Source organism: Mesorhizobium onobrychidis (genome assembly GCF_024707545.1).
Classification (GTDB): domain Bacteria; phylum Pseudomonadota; class Alphaproteobacteria; order Rhizobiales; family Rhizobiaceae; genus Mesorhizobium; species Mesorhizobium onobrychidis.
On record NZ_CP062229.1, the window covers coordinates 6,583,673 to 6,605,215 of the forward strand.

Consider the following 21,543-nt stretch of genomic DNA (forward strand, 5'->3'; position numbering starts at 1 on the left):
AGCGACTAAATGTTTGGCTCGTCGTTCCTCACGAGGGTGCTGTCAACCGTCGCCATCCTTGGTCTCTCCTTCATCGCTCTACAGCTGCTGCCGGGGGATGCCTGCACTGCCTTTCTCGGACAAGACGCTTTTGGCGACACCTTGGCGAAATGCCGCCTCGATCTTCAGTTGGACCGCCCGCTTCTTCTACGCTTCTTTGATTGGGTCTCCGATATGGCAGCGGGCCGCTTTGGGACATCGCTGACAACCGGCACCCCGGTTGCGGAGATCCTTGCGCCGCGTGTTCGCAATACATTTCTTCTTGGCGGAACAGCCGCATCAATCTCTGTCCCCCTATCGATAGGACTTGGTGTCCTCGCAGCCGTCTGGCGGGATTCAGTCTTCGATCTGCTGGTTTCATCGACTGTCCTCGTTGCGGTGGCTACGCCCGAATTCGTTATCGCGACCATTCTGATTTTCGTATTCGCCCTCGAACTCCAATGGCTCCCAGCCATCTCCGTTTTTCCGGCCGATGCTCCTATCACCGCCATGTTGCCGAGCCTTGTTCTGCCGGCAGTCGTGCTATCGTTTCACATGTCGGCTCATATCATGCGTGTCACTCGAACCCGTATGATCGAGGCGCTCTCCAGCGATTTCATCTTGGCAACTCGATTGCGTGGCATTCGTCGGCTGAGGCTTTGCGTCGTGCACGCACTCCCGAGCGCGTTACCGCCGGTCCTAAGCATTTCGGCATTGAGCATAGCATCCTCGCTCGGTGGCGTCGTCGTCATCGAGCGAGTGTTCAACTATCCCGGGATTGGAACCCTCACGCTCCAGGCCATCTATGACCGAGATATGCCGGTTTTGCAGGCAACTGTCCTTGTCTTCGTGTGCACATACGGGGCACTGACTTTTCTCGCTGACATCATTTCAAAGAGGATCGATCCTCGGATGGGAAAGTCGGCATGAGCTCGTCGACCCCAACACAACTCGCATTTAGCGGAACCACCTCTATTCTGGGACAGATCCTCTCGCGGCCATCGGGAATGGTTGGCGCCGGGCTGACGATCGTGCATCTGACCCTCGCAGTCTTCGGCGGGTTGCTTATTCCGCACGATCCGCTTGAACAACTGTCGAATACGATCCTGCTGCCGCCTTCGCTCGCGCACTTCCTCGGAACCGATGGTCTCGGACGAGATGTATTCTCACGTACGATCGTTGGTGGGCAATCGGCGCTGCTCGTTACCGGCGTCGCAACTTTGCTTGCCGTGACATGGGGCGCCATGGTGGGTGTTTTGTCCGCCTATAAGGGTGGGACGGTCGACGAAGTGATCCAGCGCCTCGTCGAGGTGATCGGGGCCTTTCCTTATCTCCTTGCCCTGCTCCTCCTCGCTGGAATAGCGAACTTTGGGGTGTTCGCGCTCATACCTGCGCTGGCGATATTCTACGGCAATGGCGCTGTTCTCGTTGCGCGATCGGCGACGAGAGCTGTAGCGACGGCTGATTTCGTTGCTGCCGCACGGGCCAGAGGCGAGACATCCATAAGGATTCTCCTCAGCGAGATCCTACCCAACATCGTCGATGTCATAGCGGTCGATGGAGCCATACGTTGGTCCTCGATGCTTCTGGGTTTCAGTTCATTATCATTTCTTGGCTTTGGCGTCGCGCCGCCATCACCCGATTGGGGGCTTATGATTTCCGACGCGCGCAACGTCCTGAGCGTCGCCCCATGGGCTATCTTAAGTCCTTGCGTCGCCCTAGCGAGTCTCATCGTTGGCTTGAATCTTCTCGCAGACGCTAGTGCCAAGGCGATCGGAGTCGATCGAGCTCTCCAAATCTCGTCGCAGGAGCAATAAATGAGCGGAAACGCACATCCACACTCGTCTCGGCGGCGAGTCTTGGAGGTTCGGGATCTGACGATCTCCTGCGCCGACGGTCGAGGGCGCCCGGTAGTGGACCGAACGGCATTACGTCTATTCCCAGGAGACGTACTAGGAATTGTCGGTGAGTCGGGTAGCGGCAAGAGCACGCTTGCGCTAGCCATGTGCGGCGCCATTAAAGCCGGACTTGTGGCTCGATCGGGGAGCGTACGGATCGACGAGCTTGACCTCCTGAGAGCCTCCGCGCGTCAGCTGAATGACGTTCGACGCCGGGAAATCTCTTACGTTCCGCAGAACGCAGGTCTTGCGCTAACGCCGACGCGCTCCATTGGCGCGCTGATCCGAGAAGTCTTGAGGTTCAGAATCCGGGGTGATGTTCGACGTCTAAACGCAATCGCACAATCCCTTCTCAACTCTCTCGGTCTTGATGGCGAAGCGGTAATTTCGCGGCACCCACACGAGCTCTCCGGCGGTCAGCAGCAGCGCAGCGCCCTTGCTCTCGCGCTCGCCGCAAAGCCGCGAATTCTAATTCTGGACGAGCCGACCGCTGGCGTCGACGCGAGCGCCCAAGAGGCGATTCTTCATCTCCTGCGGAACTTCGCGACGAAGGAAGGCGTAGCGATCGTCTGCATTACACATGATCTCCGCGTTGCCGCCAGCTTATGCACACGTCTCGCGGTGATGTACGCGGGACGTATTGTTGAAGACGGGCGATCCTCGTCGCTGCTTGCAAGTCCCAAGCATCCCTATACCCGAGCTCTTTTGGCGGCTCTCCCGCGGATGGACGAAAGAGTTCTCCCTGAGGTCATAGAGGGGCAGGCGCCTAGCACGAACGAGAGGATCTCTGGTTGCGCATTCGCAGAGCGCTGTGTGAGGGCAACCGCCGAGTGTCGCAACGCCGAGCCGGCACAAGCGACGTTCCTCGAAGGGTCGCTTCTTTGCCATCACCCTTGGGGGCGGCACCTTCAGAAACCGAAATCCGCGGCGCGAGCAGAGCAGAGAGTTGAGATCCCATGCTCTCCGCTCCTGACGATCTCACAGGTCTGCGTCGACATTCGCTCTGGCCGGCCAATTGGCGATCGCGCTTATCGAGCGAGCAAGCGAGGGTCTAAGCGGCTGCTGGATTCGGTCGATCTGTCGGTCAATCGCGGCGAGACCTTGGGCATTGTTGGAGAGTCGGGTTCAGGAAAATCCACGCTCCTCAAAGTTATGGCCGGTGTGATTGCGCCTTCGGTAGGCGAACTTCGGATCGATGACAGGCTTTGCCCTGACCGCGCACTCGAACTCCGCCGCCGGGTGCAGCTCGTGTGGCAGAACGCGGCAGCAGCATTGAACCCCCGCCAGACTGTGCTGCAGGCGATCAGCGCGCCGCTGAGACTATACTTTCGAATGAATGGCGAGCAGTGCCGGCGAAAGTCCATCGAACTTCTCGAGCTCGTTCGTTTGCCGTCGGATTATCTAGATCGGCTGCCGCTACATCTATCCGGCGGCGAAGCCCAACGAGTCGCCATTGCGCGAGCATGCGCTGCAGGCCCCGACCTACTACTTTGCGACGAAATCACGTCCGCGCTCGATGTCTCAGTTCAAGCAGCTGTCCTCAAGCTAATTGATGATGTCCGCTCTGAAACCGGTTGTGCCATCGTCTTCGTGTCGCACGATATGGCCGTTATACGCTCGATTGCGGATCGGGTTGCCGTCATCAAAGATGGTGTTATTTGCGAGATCGGTCGTTCGGAAGATTTGTTCGAGCGACCGCAGCATCCATACAGCAAAACGCTCATCCCAGTCGCCCGTCTGATGCCGTGGTCCGAAACCACCGATAATGGACGTGAGCGGTTATCTGCATCGTGAAAGAAGTCTTATGGCGAAAAAGAATAAAGTCATCTTTGTACTTATCGATGCCCTCGGCGCGAACTATTTTTTGGAACATAGAGAACGCATGCCCTATCTGGCGGCTCTTGCGGATAGCAATCTTTTTGCGGAGCGGGTTCAGCCCGCCACCCCCGGGACGTCCAGGCCAGGAAGAGCGACGATTCTTACCGGGGTGGATACTTCCATCCATGGAGTTTATGGCAACTCTATTCTGGATGGTGACTTTTTTCGTCCAGCAACCGAAAACGATGTTCAGGCTACGACCGTCGCTCAAGCGGCGCTCGAAGCCGGCCTTGATGTTGTGGGCCTCGGCTTCGGTCTGCTGAGACCTGAGGATACCACTGTACAGATCGACCCTTGGTGGGAACATCTGCAATACAAGGGGCCGTCGAACATCAAAATCCCGTCCCGCCGCGAAAATGCAAATGTGGCACCGGTGCGCCGAGACCCAAAACGGCGGCTTTCCCCATTCCTGAATGCTCCGCTCACCGCTGGGTCGAGCCAATCGGCGGATGTCAGGCTACATCCTCACATGATCGGCCTAGCGAGCGATCAGTTGATGCTTCGGCTCGCCGGCGACTTGGCCTGCGGTGATCAACCGCCAGATCTCATCCTAACCGAATTCTCAATCACAGACGTAATCCAACATCATCACGGCTTCGATTCTGCTGCGACAAACTGGGCATATCAGACCGCTGACATGGCGGTGGGACTCTTAATGCACCGCTTGTCGAAGGCTGGTCGATTGAATGACTACGTCGTGATTATTGCGAGCGATCACGGGCAGGCTCCGATTCACACGGCGATTTATCCCGAGCTTGTCGTGCCACACGATAGTTGGACGAGCGAGGGCGCTTCTCTCAATGTTGTTGTGACAGATGTCAACGAGGCGCTGATCATAGCCGATCGGCTGTCTCGCCTGGGTGTGGCTCCTCTCGATGGGATGCATTTGCCCGCCGCCGTCCGCGCCAAGGGGCTTATAACGTTCGTAGCCCCCACGGGCTACGCGTTCGAACGGCGCCCCGACAAATCGGCGATGACGGAGACGACCGGTTCGCCTTCGATTGTCTCCACACATGGTCTCAGTCCCGGACATCCGGGTGATGATGCAATCGCAATCGTGGCCGGCGCCGGAGCTCGCGGATGCATCGCCTCGGGAGACCTGACGCAGGTTGCTCCGACTATCGCACAGGCCCTCGGCCTCGATTTGCCCAGCGCGCACGGCCTGGCCTGGATATAAAAACAGAGAAAAGGTGATGTTTCCCATGCTTATGGAGAGGGTGCAACCAGCGGCAAGTCAGTCGAACCATTTGTACAATGCCCGAATCGTCTCGAACGGAGAAGTACTTACTGGATCTTGCTATGTCGAAAATGGTCTTATTGCCGCAGTAACAAACGACAATCAATCGTCTATCGGCGGTGTCGATCTTGGCGGCGATTACTTGCTGCCCGGATTCGTCGACCTTCATACGGACAATCTCGAGAATCATTTCTATCCACGGCCCAATGTACAATGGCCATCTGCGGTCGGAGCTGCGATGGCGCATGATTGGCAAATGATCGGCGCCGGGGTTACAACGGTCCTCGACGCGCTTTCTCTTGGTGACTATGACAGCGGTGGCTCGCGCAGCTCCATGCTGCGGTCGGCGATCGAAGCTTTGTCTGAAGCCAAGCAACGCGGGATATTGCGGGCCGACCATTTCTTCCATTTTCGGTGTGAAGTCTCAGACCGGACGTTGATGGAGATCGTGGAGCCTTATCTCGGTCATGAGAGTCTAAAGCTACTCAGCGTAATGGATCACACGCCCGGCCAGAGACAATGGCGCGATCTCGCTATTTATCGAGACTTCCGCCGGAAGAAGAAGGGGCTGGTCTGGACGGACGCCGAGTTCGAACTCCACATTTCTGAGAGCCGACAGGCGCAGGTGACATATGTTCCGTCGTTCCGCAGGCAGATCGCATCTGTCAGCGGCGAGCGGAAGATCCCGCTGGCGAGCCACGACGATACGACCACCGCGGATGTCGACGAGTCGTATGCTGAAGGGGTCACACTCTGTGAGTTCCCGACGACCGTCGCGGCGGCGCGACGAGCGCGCGGCCTCGGGATGCAGATCGTGATGGGATCTCCGAATATTGTGCTCGGCGGATCCCATTCCGGCAACGTCAGCGCGAAAGCCCTGCTCGCCGAAGGTTTGCTCGATATTCTAACTTCGGACTACGTACCCTCGAGCCTACTCCAATCGGTTTTCGCGCTGGCCGATCAAGGAGTGGCTTTATCGGACGCGGTTGCGATGGTCACGAACAACCCCGCTCGGGCGATCGGTCTAACCGATCGAGGACGCATCGAGCCGGGTCTACGTGCAGACCTCCTTCAAGTCGCGATTTTTGATGGAACACCGGCGATCCGGGGCATTTGGGTCGAAGGGATTCGGGTTCTATGAATACTGATCGAGCTTTTCCTGAGCGGAAAGAGCACATAGTCGAAACATCTTCGCGGGAGCGCCAACGCTGGATGGGAATCCTCGCATGCGCTTCGCGTGAGGCTCTTGAAGAGGCCGCCGAAAATATTGGCAATCGTCCGCCCATCGAATGGCTCCGAAGGCCGCACATAGGTCTTGTACTGGTCCGGGGGCGGTTAGGCGGCACTGGAAATCCGTTTAATCTGGGCGAAATGACTGTGACCCGGTGTGCACTTCGGCTTGCATGCGGCACAGTAGGGCTCGCCTACGTGCAAGGCCGTGACCGCCGGCACGCCGAGCTGGCCGCGATCATGGATGCGCTGCTCCAAAAGCCAGAAAAGTACGACGCGGTTATGTTGAGCGTTATTCAGCCGCTGCTGGCGAAGCAAATCGAGCGGCGCACTCTGGCTAGCCGCAAAGCGGCTTCCACCAGAGTGGACTTTTTCACCATGGTTCGCGGGGAGAATCCGGCATGATCATCACTCCAACGATGGTCGCCTTGCAACCCGGTTTTGATGATCCTGTCTTCGATAGTCAGGGAGTGTTTCGCAGTGTCATGTTTGCGACTGCCTACCCCGGGCGGATCCAAACCTTGGAGTCCCCATCCACAGCGCCAACGCCGCTTTCTCGCGCGGCGGCCGCACTGTGCTTGACCCTGGCGGATATCGACACACCGCTGTGGCTCGATGAGGCGACGGCCTCGAGTGAGGTGATCGCATACCTCCACTTCCATTGTGGCGCACGCATTCTTCGAGAACCGGGAGTTGCGGTCCGCTTTGCCGTTCTTTCGGATCTTGGAGCCATGCCTCCGCTATCCTTCTTTCATCCTGGTGACGACGCATATCCGGATCGCTCGACCACGTTGGTGGTCGAGGTGCAATCGCTCACCGAAGGACCGAAACGTCGCTGGACGGGGCCGGGAATTAGGGGAACGCTTGAAATAGGAATAGCCGGGATGCCGGAGAGCTTTTGGTCCGATTGGGATCTCAATCGAGAACTCTACCCCCGTGGTGTCGACGTCGTTTTCACATGTGACCGTTCGGTTCTCGGTCTCCCGCGCACGATCAAGGTGGAGAGCTGAATGACATATGTCGCTGTGAAAGGTGGCGAATTTGCCATCGTCAATTCGCACAAACTGATTGCCGAGGCGCGGCGCGGCGATCTGAAATTTGGCGAGCTCAGCCTGGGCCAAATTCGGGAGCAATTTGGCCTGGCAGTCGACCGAGTAATGGTGGAGGGATCCGTCTACGATCCTGACCTTGCGTCACTGGCGTTGAAGCAAGCCCAAGGCGACGCGCTTGAAGCAATTTTCCTTCTTCGAGCGTATCGCACGACATTGCCACGTATTGCGATCTCCGAGCCCTTGGAGACGGCAAATATCAGCTTGAGGCGACGGATTTCAGCAGCTTTCAAGGACCTCCCTGGCGGCCAAGTGCTAGGACCGACTTATGACTATACGCATCGCCTGCTGGACTTCAGACTTGCGGCCGATGGGGATGTCGAACGGCAACAAGCGGAGGTCGCAGACGTACCACTGGATACGGCAATGCCGCGGGTCCTCGATATTCTCGGCGACGAGGGTTTGATTGAGCCTGAATTGGCGAATCGCAATCCGACCGAGCCGGTGTTCGACCTCACCCGAGAGCCGACTGTCTTCCCGGCAGGACGTGATCAGCGCATGCAGAACCTCGCACGCGGCGACGAGGGTTTCCTTTTAGGCCTCGCGTACTCCACGACGCGAGGATACGGCGGCGCCCATCCGTTTGTCGGCGAGATCCGGATGGGTGAGGTCGCAGTTGTGATTGTTCCAGATGAGTTAGGCTTCGCGATTGAGATCGGAGAAATTACAGTTACGGAGTGCCAAATGATCAATCAGTTTCGGGGGTCCGAAACAGCGCCTCCGCAGTTTACACGTGGATACGGCCTTTCCTTTGGGGAATGCGAACGCAAGACCTTGGCGATGGCGCTCGTTGACCGCGCCTTGCGCAGCAGGGAGCTAGGCGAACCGGTCCGATATCCGGCCCAGGACGAGGAGTTCGTCCTTTCGCATTCTGATAGTATCGAAGCTGTTGGGCTCGTCTCTCACTACAAGTTGCCGCACTACGTCGATTTTCAAGCCGAACTTCAACTCGTGCGGCAGCTACGCGCTGAATACGAGGCCAGCCAACCAAATGAGGCGGCGGAATGACCGATCGTATCGAGTTAGATCCGGATGAGAGCGCCTACAACTTCGCGTATCTCGATGAGCAGACAAAACGCATGATCCGGCGCAGCCTACTCAAGGCTCTTTCGATCCCGGGGTATCAAGTGCCCTTCGGTGGACGCGAGATGCCACTTGCCTATGGGTGGGGAACTGGGGGAATTCAAGTTACCGCAAGCGTCATCGGGCCCGACGACCAGCTTAAGGTGATCGACCAAGGTGCGGACGACACCACCAATGCCGTCTCGATAAGGCGATTCTTCGAGATCGTTGGCGACATCCGAACGACGGAACGAACTGCAGATGCCACAGTGATTCAAACTCGCCATCGGATTCCCGAGGCGCCCCTCAAAGAGGGCCAAGTTCTTGTTTATCAGGTTCCGCAACCGGAGCCATTAAGAAACCTGGAACCCCGCGAGACCGAGACGCGAAAGATGCATGCATATTCCGAATACGGTCCCACGCAGGTAACACTCTACGAAGACATAGCTCGCTTCGGCCACATTGCGAAGACCTATGACTACCCCGTCATCGTTAATGGTCGACACCTAATGTCACCCAGCCCGATCCCGAAATTTGACAACCCGAAGATGCAGGACTGCCCGGCAATCCAACTTTTTGGAGCTGGTCGAGAGAAGCGCATATACGCAATCCCACCTTATACCTCGGTGCGCAGCCTGGATTTCGATGATCATCCGTTCGAAGTGCAGACCTGGAAAGGTTGCTGCGCGCTCTGCGGCTCAACCGCTAGCTATCTGGACGAGGTGATCACTGACGACAAGGGTAGCCGGATGTTCGTCTGCTCGGACACCGACTTCTGCAAAACCCGCCAGGCATCTGCCCCCCAGGGCTCCGGGCAACGGCGATAGGGAATGACGATGGGCGCGATCAACAAGCTTCTCCCAAAACCGCCTCTGCTGCATGTCTGCGGTCTTTCGAAATCCTATGGGGGTCAAGTCGGCTGCCTCGACATCTCCTTCGCAATCCGACCCGGCGAGGTGCTCGGCATCGTCGGTGAAAGCGGCTCAGGCAAATCGACGTTGCTGGCGTGTTTGTCGGGAAGGCTGGAACCGGATGCGGGCGCTATAGTCTACGACGTGCACAACCGCGGACCGATGGATATTCTTGCGTTCTCTGAGCCGGAGCGGCGCCGGCTCGCGCGCACGGATTGGGGCATTGTCCACCAGAACCCACGCGACGGCTTGCGAATGGACGTTAGCGCAGGTGGTAACGTAGGCGAGCGGCCGATGGCTATCGGAGCGCGGCACTACGGCAACATTCGAGCCGAAGCACAGGACTGGCTGAGGAAAGTCGAGATCGACATCGAGCGAACCGACGGTACGCCTAATACCTTTTCCGGTGGCATGCAGCAGCGCCTACAGATCGCTCGCAACCTTGTCACCAAGCCCCGCCTCGTCTTCATGGATGAACCGACCGGCGGGCTCGACGTTTCTGTGCAGGCCCGACTGCTCGATCTCATGCGCGGCCTCGTACGTGAACTTGGCGTGGCAGTCATCATCGTCACCCACGACCTTGCCGTAGTGCGGCTCCTCGCCGACCGGTTGATGGTCATGCAGCGCGGCCGCGTCATCGAGGAAGGCCTGACCGACCAGGTCCTCGACGATCCCCATCATCCCTATACTCAACTGCTAGTCTCCTCCGTCCTGCAGGTTTGAGGCGGCAAGGATATCATCATGACCATTCGCCTGCATGCAAAGGGTCTTACCAAGACCTTCACACTCCACACCCAGGGAGGCATTGTCCTCCCGGTCTTCAAAGACATCGACCTCGCGGTGAAAGCCCGCGAATGCGTGTGCCTGCACGGCCCGTCCGGCGCCGGCAAGTCGACGCTTCTGCGCTCGCTCTATGCCAATTACAAACCAGATGCCGGACAAATTCTCGTCGAACATCTCGGTGAGACAGTCAATCTGCTTTCTGCGGAACCCTGGGAAGTCGTGGAAATCCGCCGCCGCACGGTCGGTTACGTTAGTCAGTTCCTGCGTGTTATCCCTCGCGTAACCGCCCTCAATGTCGTTGCGGAGCCCGCGATCGCCAACGGTATGCCGGCAGACGAGGCCAAAGCGCTCGCAATGACCCTGCTCACTCGCCTGCGCATCCCCGAACGGCTGTGGTCGCTCGCACCTGCCACCTTCTCCGGCGGCGAACAGCAGCGCGTCAACATCGCCCGCGGTTTCATCGTCGACTACCCAATCCTGCTCCTAGATGAGCCGACTGCATCGCTCGATGCCGCCAATCGCGCAACCGTGGTAGACCTCATCAACGAAGCCAAGGCTCGCGGCGCCGCCATCGTCGGCATCTTCCACGATGGAGAGGTTCGAGATTTCGTCGCGGACCGCCTGTTTGAGGTCCGTGCGATAACGGCCGCGCGAAAGACTATCTCGAACATTGAGGGAGAGCCGGTCGGTCTCAGCATGCGTTCGCCAGACTCTATTCCGGTACAATGACATCTGGTGTTTGCTAAGCAAGGTGCTGTCCGCCGTCCAGGGCTATCATCTGACCCGTCATCGACGGAAGCGGTGCAGCTGAAGCCCACGAACATCGACAGCCAGAGAATGGTCATCCGCATCGAGCAGGGCAAAGGTCAGAAGGACCGCTATGTGATGCTGTCGCCCAAGCTGCTGGAGATTCTGCGCGACTATTGGAAGATGCGCCGGCCAGAGGCGTGGCTCTTCCCCGGCGATCGTGCCGGCCAGCCGATCACCAGCAGTGCGGTGGGACAAGCCTGCGCGAAAGCGCGCGACCTCTCCGGATTGTCCAAACCGGTCACGCCACATAGTTTGCGGCACGCCTTCGCCGTCCATCTGTTGGAGGCCGGCGCCGACGTGCGCACCATTCAACTGCTGCTCGGTCACCGCAGCCTCGCGACCACCGCCCATTACCTGCGGATCGCCACCAACAAAGTCTGCGCCACATCGAGCCCCTTCGAGCTCTTGCCGCGTCCGGCGCCCACCGTGCCGCCGCCCGCCAAGCCGCAATACTTCTGAGCGGCGCGGCAATGGCCCGCTCGGGGCCGGAAGTGGCGGATATCTTCCGTTGCTACGGCGAAGCCTATCGCGCACAGCATGACGCGTCGCTGTCGACCGCCCAACGCCGAGTCATGACGGCGATCGAACTGTGTCGGACCGCCGCGCTCGGCGGGCACATCGAAGCATGCGATCAATGCGGCCACCGGCGCATCGCCTTCAACAGCTGCCGCGACCGGCATTGTCCCCGCTGCCAATCACTGGCCCGCGCGCAATGGCTGGAGGATCGTCGCGCCGAGCTTCTCGATACACAATACTTTCACGTCGTCTTCACGCTGCCGGAGCCCATTGCCGCCATTGCCTATCAGAACAAGGCGCTCGTCTACAGCCTGCTCTTCCGCGCCGCCGCCCAGACCCTGCGCACCATCGCCGCCGATCCCAAGCACCTGGGCGCCGAGATCGGCTTCTTCGCCGTGCTGCACAGCTGGGGCCAGAACCTGCTTCATCATCCGCATCTGCACTGCGTCGTCGCCGGCGGCGGCCTGTCTGCCGACGGTCGTCGGTGGATCGCCTGCAAGCCCGGCTTCTTGCCGGTCCGGGTGCTCTCACGCGTGTTCCGACGATTGTTTCTGGAGCACCTGGAGAAAGCCTTCGACGCCGGCCAGTTGCAGTTTTTCTCTGGCCTGCAGCACCTGAGCGAGCGCGACGCCTTCCGGCGCTATTTGGCGCCGCTACGAAAGGCTGAGTGGGTCGTCTTGCCAAACCGCCCTTCGCGGGACCTGCCCAGGTCCTCGACTACGTCGGCCGCTATACCCATCGCGTCGCCATTTCCAACAATCGCCTCGTCGCCATCGAGGACGGCAAAGTCGCCTTTCGCTGGAAGGACTATCGGCACGGCAGTCAGCAAAAGGTCATGACCGTTGCCGCCGATGAGTTCATTCGCCGCTTCCTGTTGCACGTCCTGCCCGAGGGCTTCCATCGCATCCGCTACTACGGCTTTCTCGGCAATCGTTACCGCGCGCAAAAGCTCGCCCACTGCCGCGACCTGCTCGGCATGCCGGTTCCCGAGCCGTCGGATGGCTCATCCGAAAGGGATTATCGCGACCGCTATGAGGACCTCACCGGGCATTCCCTCAGGCAATGCCCCGCCTGTCGTCAAGGCCAGATGATCATCCTCGAAACCTTCGACGGCACCACTGGACCCCCGCCATACTGGGATACGTCATGAAAGAACCGCTCCGCTTTCGCCGTCACCCTATCGCACGAGCCGTTCGGCCGGAAAACCGAGCGGCCCCGCGAAGCTGCGCGCCGTCACCCCCGGCAGCCTCTGCCGGGCAAGGCGCGACGCCGGTCCTCACTTTGCCGAACCTATATCCGTGCCGCTTTCGGCGCACGCGACCCCTGCAATCCCTTCGTCCACAACCCATCCGCGCCCACGCCATGCCTGTTCATGGCCACGGCCTGATTGAACGCCCATAGCGGTCACCCGTGCCGGCGGCTTAGTCCAACACGTTTTTAGCTCACCGTCGCGATACACCTCAGCGCGCTCTCGCCACCCGCTTTTCTGCGCGACGCCAAGCTAAAAACGCTCTGCATTATGCCGCGCGCGGCATAAGCAGGTGTTGATCAGCGGGTTCTGTCGCAAACGGAATTGCAACCCATATCTGGCACGAAGGCCTCTCTTCTTTCGGGGAGTTCGCTTGCTATGTTCAAAGGCCGTCATTTCGACCGATCAGTGATCTTGCTGTGCGTGCGCTTGGTATCTGGCCTACAATCTCAGCCTGCGCGATCTGGAAGAGATGATGGCCCAACGCGGCCTGAACGTCGACCATTCGACGGTGCACCGCTGGGTCGTTCACTTCTCGCCCCAGCTTCTGGAGCGCTTCAACGGGCGCAAGCGCGCCGTCACCGGCAAGTGGCACATGAGACATACATCAAGATACGCGGCCAATGGATGTATCTCTATCGTGCCGTCGACGGCGTCGGCGACACGGTCGAGTTCATCTTCGGCGAACACTGCGACCTGCCGGCAGCCAAGCGCTTCTTCCGGAAGGCCCTGGAGCGCCACGGCAGCGGATCGCATCGTCATCGACGGCAGCCCGACCAATCATGAGGCGATCATTTCCTGCGACGCCGAACACCGTCTGCGGAATCGATCTCGACGAGCGCTGAAGCCGATCCGCATCTGCAAGAGCAAGTATCTCAACAATTGGATCGAGCAGGACCATCGGCGCATCAAGCGCCGCACTCGGTCAATGCTCGGCTTCAAGTCGATGGCGAGTGCCGATGCCGTCCTTTCCGGCATCGAGATGGTTCACATGATGCGCAAACGGCAGGCGAGGTTCGCCTATAATCCACGTCCCTCGATCGCCGAGCAGTTCGAAATCCTTGCAGCATGATCATCGGCGCGAAAGCGTGCCGTTGTAACAAAGCACGATTTGCGACAGAACCCTCCGCCGCGGGCATACGAAAAGTCACCGAGGACGCCCTGCGATCGGCAGGCTTGATGCACTAACGTCGCCGAAACAACACAACTTTCAGGACCACTTTATGGTCAGCAAAAATTCGATATCGGGCCATTCCTGTAGGTCTGGCATGACTTTCGTCCCGGTTCGGCAGGTGCCAGCAAGACATTTGTTGCCTTTTCCAGAATGTCTCGCCACGGATTCGGGCAGGCCAGGCTTGGTCGGACCATCCGGACGATTTCTTTCAAGACCGTTGGTGAACTGAGGGAAGCTCTTGGCGGGCGATTTGGACACGAAGCGTTGGAAGAGCTATGTCCGTGTGGAGCTGGGCGCGCGCGACAAAGGATCAATATCCCTTCGACCCGAGCGGCGGCCGAGTGTCTTCTCCGCAGCTGGCCGACGGAATGGGGTCCGCGCCACAAGCCGGGCCCGCGAGGCGTGTTCTGAAGGGCGAGCAGCCGCCCGAATTCGCGCGACAGGCTTTCGTCGAGGCGCCCGCGACGCCGGAATACTGGCCGGCTGACGCGTCTAAGGAAGCGTTCGCGAGGCAAACCGCCCGTCGATAGCGAGGGCCAAACGTCTCGGAACGCGCGCAAGGGTAGTGGTTGAGCTTGAAATATGCGAACTCGGTATAAGCGTTGCCGCATATCGGCCCGAGCTCCTATGGCTCGAAGAGCAGCATCGAAGGCCTCGACGCTATCTGCGGACGAATTTCGTGACGTGAGGCGCTCGCCGCGCCGGGCTGCATTTTGCGGACGCGGCGACGACCAATGGCTGCACGCCTTTCAGGCATAGTGCGATGCCGCCATTGGCCCCTTGAACGGTCAAGTCGGACACGCGTACCATCGCGCCATCTGAATTGAGTCTGCTTCATTCGTCCGGGCTAATGTCCCGGAGTGGTCTGGATATTTCCCTTGCGTATGGATGCAACCAGCGGCGCGGCGAAGCGCGGCAAATCGTTTGTCCATGTGGCGGAAGCCTTGTGGGGCAAAGGCCTCAGCACCCTGCTGCGTATCGTGCGAATGACGCTGCGCCATCCCTGGCAAGTCGCCATCACCATCGTTTCGACCTTCATTGCCGCGACGCTGCAGCTTTTCATTCCACGCTTGCTGGGACGCGCCATCGACCAGGCGCAGGGTGTCTTAACTGCCGGTGCTGGTCCTGCGGCAGAGCACGCGCTGTGGAACACGGCGCTCACGCTGCTCGTCGTCAGCATCCTGCGCGGCCTCTTCACTATGGCGCAGAACTACTATGGCGAGGCCGTCGGCCACCGGACCGGCTATGAACTGCGGCTGGCTTTCTATGAGAAGATCCAGCGCCTGAGCTTCTCCTTCCACGACCGGGTCCATACCGGCGATCTCATCACGCTCGGCCTGCTCGATCTCGACGGCGTGCGCATGTTCTTCTCCACCGGCATCCTGCGCGTCGTGCTGCTCGGCGTGCTGATCGGCGTCGGCGCTTATCTGCTGATCAGCACCGATCTCGTGCTCGGGCTGCTCAGCCTGAGCTTCGTGCCGTTCGTCGCCTGGCGGTCCTCGGTCACGCAACTGGCGCTGCGCAGCACTTGGCTGACGTTGCAAGAGCGGCTGTCGGTGCTGAGCCGGGTGATGGATGAGAACCTCGGTGGCATCCGTGTCGTGCGTGCTTTTGCGGCGCAGCGGCAAGAGCTGGAAAAGTTCGACCGCGCCAAGCAGGATGCGCTGGACCTCGCCAACCAGCGCGTCGGCATCCGCGTCAGCAACACCAGCGCCATGAACTTCTCGTTCCTCGCCGCCATGGGCTTGGTGCTTTGGTTCGGCGGCCAGAAGGTGATTGCGGGCCAGATCAGCGTCGGCACGCTGGCCCAGTTCCTCACCTTCATGACCATCTTGCAGATGCCAGTGCGCCAGCTCGGCCTGATGGTCAATTCATTCGCCCGCGCTTCGACCTGCGGCACACGTCTGTTCGAACTGCTGGACACCGAACTCGATATCGAGGACGCGCCCGACGCCAGGGATCTTGTCGTCACTGATGGTGTGCTGCGCTTCGACAATGTCGGCTTCCGCTACGCGGGCGCTGGCCGCCCGACGCTATCCGGGATATGCTTCGAGGCAAGATCCGGCCAAACCATCGGCATTGTCGGTCCGCCCGGCAGCGGCAAGTCGACCATCGCGCACCTGATCCCGCGCTTCTACGATGTGATGTCAGGTGCCATCACCATAGATGGCCAGGACATCAGCAAGGTCACGCTGCAATCGCTGCGCAAGGCGGTCGGCGTGGTGCAGCAGGACGCATTCCTGTTCACCACGTCGATCGAGAACAACATCGCCTACGGCAATCCATGGGCGCGCGAGACCCGCATCGGGCAAGCCGCCGAGTATGCCCAATTGCACAACTACATCATCGGGCTTCCCGCCGGCTACACCACAGTCGTTGGCGAACGCGGCGCGTCGCTTTCCGGCGGCCAGCGCCAGCGCCTGACCATCGCCCGCAGCCTGATGCTGCGGCCATCGGTGCTGGTCTTCGACGATTCAACTGCTGCCATCGACGCCGGCACCGAGCAGCGGATCCGGGCAGCGATGAAACGCTTCGCCAAGGACCGCGTGACGCTCATCATCTCGCACCGGCTGAGTTCACTGATGCATGCCGACCAGATCCTGTTCGTGGAGGGCGGCCGGATCGTCGAGCGCGGCACGCATGAGGAACTGCTGGCGCTCGGCGGACGCTACCGCGCCCTTTACGACCTGCAGCTGCGGCCGGACGATGACCGACCCGTTGTAACGGGAGCCGCGTGATGTCGACACATAGCGGCGACGAGAAGGAAGACACCAGCGGGCGGCCGACAAAGGCGGTCGTCGGCTCGCACCGGGACGAGGAAGAAGTCTTCGGCAAGGCCTATGATCCGCGCATCGTGCGGCGCATCTGGAGCTTCGTGAAACCGTATCGGGGCCGGATTTTCATCTCGGTCGCCGCGGTCCTGGTGTTCACGCTGACGCAGCTGGCGATCCCGCTGGTCATCCGCTACGCCATCGACCAAGGCATGGCGGCGGGCACGCTCGACCGGTCGGTGATGATCTGGGCGACGGGCGCCTTCGCGACGATCATCCTCATCAACTACGGCGCCAGCTATATGCAGGAGAGCGTCGTCGGCAAGGTGGCCGAAAACGTGCTCTCCGACCTGCGCCGCGCCATGTTTAGCCACCTGCAGCGGGTCTCGCTGAGCTTCATGGACAAGACCGAGGCCGGCCGGCTGATGTCGCGCCTGCAGGGCGACGTGAATTCGATGCAGGAATTCCTTGAAACGTCGGTGATGTCGGTGGGCGACATCGTGCTGTTGTTCGGCATCGTCAGCGTCCTGCTCTGGCTCGATTTCCGGCTCGGGCTGCTGACGCTGTCGACCATGCCGGTGCTGTTCATCGTGCGCCTTTTCTGGCTGCCGCGCGCCAAGGTCGCCTTCATGGCGGCGCATGAAACCAACTCGATCGCCAACGGTGCGCTGGCCGAAGGCATCCATGGCGTGCGCACGGTACAGAGCCTGGAACGCCAGCATGTCAATTTCGATCTATATGACGAGAAGGTGCTGGCCAATCTCAATGCCCATCTGAGGTCGGCCAGGTATGCGCAGGTGATGGTGCCGATCGTCGACACGCTGACCGGGTTCGCCATGGCGACAGTCATCGTCGTGGGCGGCTCGATGGTGCTGTCGCACAGCCTCGACGTCGGCGTAATGGTGGCGTTCCTGTTCTACATCCAGCGCTTCTTCGACCCGATCCGCTCGCTCACCATGCAGTACAGCGTGATGCAGCGCGCCATGGCTTCGGGCCAGCGCATCTCCGAAGTGCTCGACGTGCCGGTGGACGTCAGCGACAAGGACAATGCTGTTAAGCTGTCGCGCGACATGGACGGCTCGGTCGAGTTCAGGAACGTCACCTTCGGCTACCGGCAAAATCTGCCGGTGCTGAAGAACGTCTCCTTCCGCGTCAATCCGGGCGAGACCGTAGCACTTGTCGGCCCCACCGGATCGGGCAAGTCCAGTTCGATGGCGCTGGTGCACCGCTTCTACGATGTCTGGTCGGGTCAGGTCCTGGTCGGCGGGCACGATGTGCGCGACCTGACACAGGGTTCGCTCGGAGAGCAGGTGGCAATGGTGCTGCAGGAGCCGTTCCTGTTCTCAGGAACGGTGCTGGAGAACATCCGCTATCATAAAACCGGCGCCAGCCGCGAAGAGGTGGTCCGCGCCGCACTGGCCGTCGGCGCGCACGACTTCATCGAGAACTTGCCCGATGGCTACGACACCGAACTCGAGCAGCGTGGCGGCAATCTCTCGCTCGGCCAGCGCCAGCTGATCAGTTTTGCGCGGGCGCTGGTGGCCGACGCCAAGATCCTTGTACTCGACGAAGCCACGGCCAGCATCGATTCCTATACGGAGATGCTGATCCAGAAGGCGCTGATAAAACTGCTGGAAGGCCGGACAGGGCTGGTTATTGCCCATCGCCTGGCCACCATCCGCGGCGCCGACCGAATCATCGTGCTGCAGAACGGCGAGACTGTCGAAAGCGGCAACCACGAACAGCTGATGGCAAAAAAGGCCTCTACGCCCGTCTCTACAACATGAACTACGCTTCGTTCGACGACATATCCGAGGACGAGATGGGAATGGACGCGGCCGTCGGCAAAGCGACGTGAGCAGGACTCGCGGAGCCGGACAGATAGCCTCTGCCGCCTTCTGCTAAGTGGAAGTAACGACCGTGCACAGAGATTCTGACTGTCTAGCGTTGGCTTTGGGAGGCGACGTATTGTGATAGAAACCCCACCGCCGTAAATCGCCGTCCTGCACTTCGCCAGCATGAGCGGCGACGCCGAGCAGGATGCTTCGGACTTCCAAGTCCTTTCTTGCCCTGCCCGCATTCGACAAACACTTTCTGGCCCTCCACCAGCACGCTGAGTCCTGAGCGGTTCAACGCGGTAGCATGAATGAAGCGAAGCCTTTTTCGGGATTGTACCATTTGACCGTGCCATGGCTCTTCAGCTGCGCACCCGTATCAGCGGTGGACTCTCCAGCGCGGCGCGTATCTGCCGGCGTTTCGCGATCTGATCGCTGATCTCCAGCACTTGCACCACCTGATGACCTCTTGGACTTTCTTCAACCGAGACCTTGAGAGAACAGCCTTCCCATCAATTGATGAACATCGTAACAGCATCGTCGGTGAGCCCTGGCTGAGTTTGATGACATGCGCCACGATCAGAGCGTGTCGACGACTGGCATTGAAGTCGTTGGCCAGCCAGGCCGGCGTAGCATTGCCTTCACGGATCATCTGGTCCCAGCGGCCAGATGATATGCGGACCTGCAGTTTCGGATCGATCTCCAGCGTCCGCAGATAGGCGATACGGTCGGCGAGCCCGACCAAGTTCGATGCACCAGGTGCTTCTGGCGAGGATCGCAGCCAAGAAAGCGCGTCTGCCCGATGGTTTGGTCAACCTCCAGAAGACGGTCGAGGGATTGCAGCCTATCAGACGAAAGGCCTTCGATCAGCGTCTTTTCCGCACGCCGACGAGCTATAGCGCGACCCGCGATCCCCATCCGCTCGATAATGTTGGCCGCCGGGAGCAGCGAATTTCGATTGCGGAACTCCGCCACAATGGCGCCAGCTATCGAAGCACCGGCGTCTGTTGTTGAGCCCGTCTCGATAGCCGTCAGCAATGCGGCACGCCGATCTTCGGCAGTTGCGTTTCGCTTCCGTAGATAACCTAGGAGATGAGCAATGTGATTGCTGCGGGTCTCCTCACGACGGGCATACAACCTGAATGCGGTCGAGCTTGCACCTACTTGCCCAGCAACATAGTCAAGCATAGCTTTCCGCGGAACCCTCGTTGGCGAACAGTGGCCGGCCGGGATAGCGCATTAAGCAGAGTTGGATCGCGAAGCCGAGCTGATTGTGTTCGCGCCGCCGTAGCTGGATTTCCAACAAATCGGCCGGCGCAAGAGAATAGTGCCGGATCAGACTGTCTTCGTCGATCGGAATGGCGAGTAGCGTCTTTCGTTCGTGTTCTTTGAGTAGCGCACGTCGGGCCACTTTCCACTCCACTCTAGAACGGTAGTGGCCAAGCCTCTGTCCAAAGCAGCCTAGCAGTACAGGAGGCAAATGACGTATCCACAGCGAACATCCGGGTGTTCACTTTTCGTTCGGGCTTAGCGCAAATTCTGAACAGCTCTTGTTCCGGCCCCATTCCGTCGGACCTGATCGCGGCCGCACGGGTGATCCTCGATCGACCAGAGTAAATCGGCATCGGGGGATCAGCGCCGATCTGCAATCGGCGCCGCTTCGACTTGGAACATTGCGATCTGGATTGGCAGGTCAAGGCCGGCCTTGACGATCGATGGCACAGCGCCGAGATTGTCCGAAGCACCACTACCCCCAACGATCCCGTTGTAAAGGCAGATGGCGTCGCCGACGAGAATGGCTGGACAATCGTTGTGATACCTCCTCGCCGATCTACGAGCGATGCAGGCTACACAGCCATTGCGCGCGAGGCGCTCCGCGGGATTTGCCAACCTCCCCATTTTTTCATGCAGTCGGGCGTCGGCGGCGTGGCCGCTGCCTGGGCGGCCGCCTACGGCCCCTTTGCGCGACGGTCGCGAAGATCGAGGCGACCTATGCCTGGCTGGAGATTTCGTTGGATAGCGAGGAGCCGTTCCACGTCGGTCACATCGCTTTGGCGACGGTTCTCTTGGATAGAGTTTCGCCGCTCCCAGCGGGTCCGGCTTGAGTGGCTGTCCTCGCTGCGCTATATGATGCGTGATGATTGATGCGCACCAGGAGGTCGATATGAGAACGACACTAGCGATAGATGACGACGTCCTGCTCGCGGCCAAGGCCATGGCCCGGCAGCAGGATCGCAGCGTCGGTGAGATCATCACCGATCTCGCCCGGCGCTCACTGCGCCGCCCGCAGGCCGGCGGCGAGCGCAACGGGATTCCTCTGCTGTCGCCTCGGTCGGATACACCTCCTGTCACGCTTGAGACGGTCAATGCCTTGCGTGACAAGCTGCCGTGACCTTCCTGCTCGACGTCAATGTACTGATCGCGCTGATCGATCCTGGCCATGTCGGCCATGACGACGCGCATGGCTGGTTCGAAGCGACCGGTCACGCCGCATGGGCCACTTGTCCCATCACCGAAAACGGCGTCATCCGCATCATCGGCAATCCGAAATATCCCAATTCTCCCGGTTCGCCTGCTGTCGTCGCGCAGATCGTTACTAAGTTACGCGCCCTGCCCGGCCACAGCTTCTGGCCCGACGATGTGAGCCTCGTCGGCTCAGGCGACATTGATGCGGCAAAAGTCCTGACTTCAGCACAGGTTACCGACATCTATCTTCTTGCGCTCGCTAAGGCGCATAGTGGCCATCTGGCGAGCTTCGACCGCAAGCTGTCGACGGCGGCCGTGAGAGGCGGGAAATCCGCACTGCATCTGATCCCCGCAAGATAGATCGCCGGAGTGTCCTTACAAACTGGGCCCAAGGCAAGATGTCACCGAGTTGCGCCTCCGCCGTCTCCGGAGGGCATTGCCGCGATGTCCAACGTCGCAGCGTCATTTACGACGCCACAGCCCAGCAGACGGCGGCTCCACGACAGCAGGCGCCGGCCGGCGGCTCGGTCGCCCTATTGATCAAGGAAGCCATCAGGGTTCATGCCTTCGAACACGCCTATGCGAAGGCCAACCTC

14 protein-coding genes and 5 pseudogenes are annotated in these 21,543 nt (G+C 59.9%); 18 read left to right on the plus strand and 1 reads right to left on the minus strand.

What is annotated here, in order from left to right; genetic code table 11:
• The first annotated feature begins 9 nt into the window (after nucleotides 1-9).
• The 16 genes and pseudogenes from IHQ72_RS32560 (at nucleotide 10) to IHQ72_RS32635 (ending at nucleotide 18,504) form a co-directional block, all read left to right on the plus strand.
• Nucleotides 10-948 carry an ABC transporter permease gene (locus tag IHQ72_RS32560; protein ID WP_258119853.1) on the plus strand — a complete coding sequence of 313 codons (939 nt, stop codon included), beginning with the start codon at nucleotides 10-12 and terminating at the stop codon, nucleotides 946-948.
• A complete protein-coding gene (locus tag IHQ72_RS32565) occupies nucleotides 945-1,835 on the plus strand; it encodes an ABC transporter permease (protein ID WP_258119855.1) in 891 nt (296 codons plus the stop codon). Before IHQ72_RS32560 ends, IHQ72_RS32565 begins: the two co-directional genes overlap by 4 nt.
• Nucleotides 1,836-3,710: an ABC transporter ATP-binding protein gene (locus IHQ72_RS32570; RefSeq protein WP_258119857.1), complete on the plus strand. Its 1,875-nt coding sequence runs from the start codon at nucleotides 1,836-1,838 to the stop codon at nucleotides 3,708-3,710. It begins immediately after the preceding gene.
• Nucleotides 3,688-4,971, plus strand: coding sequence for an alkaline phosphatase family protein (locus IHQ72_RS32575; RefSeq protein WP_258119858.1), 1,284 nt, complete (start codon nucleotides 3,688-3,690; stop codon nucleotides 4,969-4,971). The genes IHQ72_RS32570 and IHQ72_RS32575 overlap by 23 nt, the downstream gene beginning before the upstream one ends.
• 25 nt (nucleotides 4,972-4,996) lie before the next feature.
• Nucleotides 4,997-6,172: an alpha-D-ribose 1-methylphosphonate 5-triphosphate diphosphatase gene (locus IHQ72_RS32580; RefSeq protein WP_258119860.1), complete on the plus strand. Its 1,176-nt coding sequence runs from the start codon at nucleotides 4,997-4,999 to the stop codon at nucleotides 6,170-6,172.
• Between the two features lie 71 nt (nucleotides 6,173-6,243).
• On the plus strand, nucleotides 6,244-6,666 hold the full coding sequence (gene phnG, locus IHQ72_RS32585; RefSeq protein ID WP_258119862.1) for a phosphonate C-P lyase system protein PhnG: 423 nt from the start codon (nucleotides 6,244-6,246) through the stop codon (nucleotides 6,664-6,666).
• A complete protein-coding gene (gene phnH / locus IHQ72_RS32590; RefSeq protein WP_258119864.1) occupies nucleotides 6,663-7,271 on the plus strand; it encodes a phosphonate C-P lyase system protein PhnH in 609 nt (202 codons plus the stop codon). The genes phnG and phnH overlap by 4 nt, the downstream gene beginning before the upstream one ends.
• Complete coding sequence (locus tag IHQ72_RS32595; RefSeq protein WP_258119866.1) at nucleotides 7,272-8,378, plus strand: carbon-phosphorus lyase complex subunit; 1,107 nt, start codon at nucleotides 7,272-7,274, stop codon at nucleotides 8,376-8,378.
• The gene (locus tag IHQ72_RS32600; RefSeq protein ID WP_258119868.1) at nucleotides 8,375-9,259 is read left to right on the plus strand and encodes an alpha-D-ribose 1-methylphosphonate 5-phosphate C-P-lyase PhnJ; all 885 of its coding nucleotides are present in this window, start codon (nucleotides 8,375-8,377) and stop codon (nucleotides 9,257-9,259) included. Before IHQ72_RS32595 ends, IHQ72_RS32600 begins: the two co-directional genes overlap by 4 nt.
• A 9-nt stretch (nucleotides 9,260-9,268) precedes the next feature.
• Nucleotides 9,269-10,066: a phosphonate C-P lyase system protein PhnK gene (gene phnK, locus IHQ72_RS32605; protein ID WP_258119869.1), complete on the plus strand. Its 798-nt coding sequence runs from the start codon at nucleotides 9,269-9,271 to the stop codon at nucleotides 10,064-10,066.
• Nucleotides 10,067-10,084: 18 nt separating this feature from the next.
• Nucleotides 10,085-10,855 (plus strand): phosphonate C-P lyase system protein PhnL, encoded by a 771-nt coding sequence (gene phnL / locus IHQ72_RS32610; RefSeq protein WP_258119871.1) that lies wholly within the window; start codon nucleotides 10,085-10,087, stop codon nucleotides 10,853-10,855.
• Nucleotides 10,856-10,918: 63 nt separating this feature from the next.
• Nucleotides 10,919-11,395: pseudogene (locus tag IHQ72_RS32615) on the plus strand (tyrosine-type recombinase/integrase); the annotation flags it as partial.
• Nucleotides 11,396-11,406: 11 nt separating this feature from the next.
• Nucleotides 11,407-12,602, plus strand: a pseudogene (locus IHQ72_RS32620) (IS91 family transposase).
• A gap of 477 nt (nucleotides 12,603-13,079) precedes the next feature.
• Nucleotides 13,080-13,773 (plus strand): annotated as a pseudogene (locus IHQ72_RS32625) (IS6 family transposase).
• 986 nt (nucleotides 13,774-14,759) lie between these two features.
• Nucleotides 14,760-16,613 carry an ABC transporter ATP-binding protein gene (locus IHQ72_RS32630; protein WP_258124005.1) on the plus strand — a complete coding sequence of 618 codons (1,854 nt, stop codon included), beginning with the start codon at nucleotides 14,760-14,762 and terminating at the stop codon, nucleotides 16,611-16,613.
• Nucleotides 16,613-18,504: pseudogene (locus IHQ72_RS32635) on the plus strand (ABC transporter ATP-binding protein). The gene IHQ72_RS32630 and the pseudogene IHQ72_RS32635 overlap by 1 nt, the downstream one beginning before the upstream one ends.
• A gap of 469 nt (nucleotides 18,505-18,973) precedes the next feature.
• On the opposite strand, the pseudogene IHQ72_RS32640 reads toward IHQ72_RS32635, so the two are convergent.
• A pseudogene (locus tag IHQ72_RS32640) lies at nucleotides 18,974-19,892 on the minus strand (DUF4158 domain-containing protein); the annotation flags it as partial.
• A gap of 753 nt (nucleotides 19,893-20,645) precedes the next feature.
• On the opposite strand from IHQ72_RS32640, the gene IHQ72_RS32645 reads away from it, so the two are divergent.
• Together IHQ72_RS32645 and IHQ72_RS32650 are read left to right on the plus strand one after the other, a co-directional pair.
• Nucleotides 20,646-20,873: a CopG family transcriptional regulator gene (locus tag IHQ72_RS32645; RefSeq protein WP_258119872.1), complete on the plus strand. Its 228-nt coding sequence runs from the start codon at nucleotides 20,646-20,648 to the stop codon at nucleotides 20,871-20,873.
• Nucleotides 20,870-21,307 (plus strand): TA system VapC family ribonuclease toxin, encoded by a 438-nt coding sequence (locus tag IHQ72_RS32650; RefSeq protein ID WP_258119873.1) that lies wholly within the window; start codon nucleotides 20,870-20,872, stop codon nucleotides 21,305-21,307. Before IHQ72_RS32645 ends, IHQ72_RS32650 begins: the two co-directional genes overlap by 4 nt.
• Nucleotides 21,308-21,543: the final 236 nt, after the last annotated feature.

Excerpts from the sequence above, each read along its gene's own strand:
- phnH (WP_258119864.1), top strand. The coding sequence starts at position 6,663 with ATGATCATCACTCCAACGATGGTCGCCTTGCAACCCGGTTTTGATGAT.
- IHQ72_RS32600 (WP_258119868.1), top strand. The coding sequence starts at position 8,375 with ATGACCGATCGTATCGAGTTAGATCCGGATGAGAGCGCCTACAACTTC.
- phnG (WP_258119862.1), top strand. The coding sequence starts at position 6,244 with ATGGGAATCCTCGCATGCGCTTCGCGTGAGGCTCTTGAAGAGGCCGCC.
- IHQ72_RS32570 (WP_258119857.1), top strand. The coding sequence starts at position 1,836 with ATGAGCGGAAACGCACATCCACACTCGTCTCGGCGGCGAGTCTTGGAG.
- IHQ72_RS32630 (WP_258124005.1), top strand. The coding sequence starts at position 14,760 with ATGGATGCAACCAGCGGCGCGGCGAAGCGCGGCAAATCGTTTGTCCAT.
- IHQ72_RS32645 (WP_258119872.1), top strand. The coding sequence starts at position 20,646 with ATGAGAACGACACTAGCGATAGATGACGACGTCCTGCTCGCGGCCAAG.
- IHQ72_RS32595 (WP_258119866.1), top strand. The coding sequence starts at position 7,272 with ATGACATATGTCGCTGTGAAAGGTGGCGAATTTGCCATCGTCAATTCG.
- IHQ72_RS32565 (WP_258119855.1), top strand. The coding sequence starts at position 945 with ATGAGCTCGTCGACCCCAACACAACTCGCATTTAGCGGAACCACCTCT.
- phnL (WP_258119871.1), top strand. The coding sequence starts at position 10,085 with ATGACCATTCGCCTGCATGCAAAGGGTCTTACCAAGACCTTCACACTC.
- IHQ72_RS32560 (WP_258119853.1), top strand. The coding sequence starts at position 10 with ATGTTTGGCTCGTCGTTCCTCACGAGGGTGCTGTCAACCGTCGCCATC.
- phnK (WP_258119869.1), top strand. The coding sequence starts at position 9,269 with ATGGGCGCGATCAACAAGCTTCTCCCAAAACCGCCTCTGCTGCATGTC.
- IHQ72_RS32580 (WP_258119860.1), top strand. The coding sequence starts at position 4,997 with ATGCTTATGGAGAGGGTGCAACCAGCGGCAAGTCAGTCGAACCATTTG.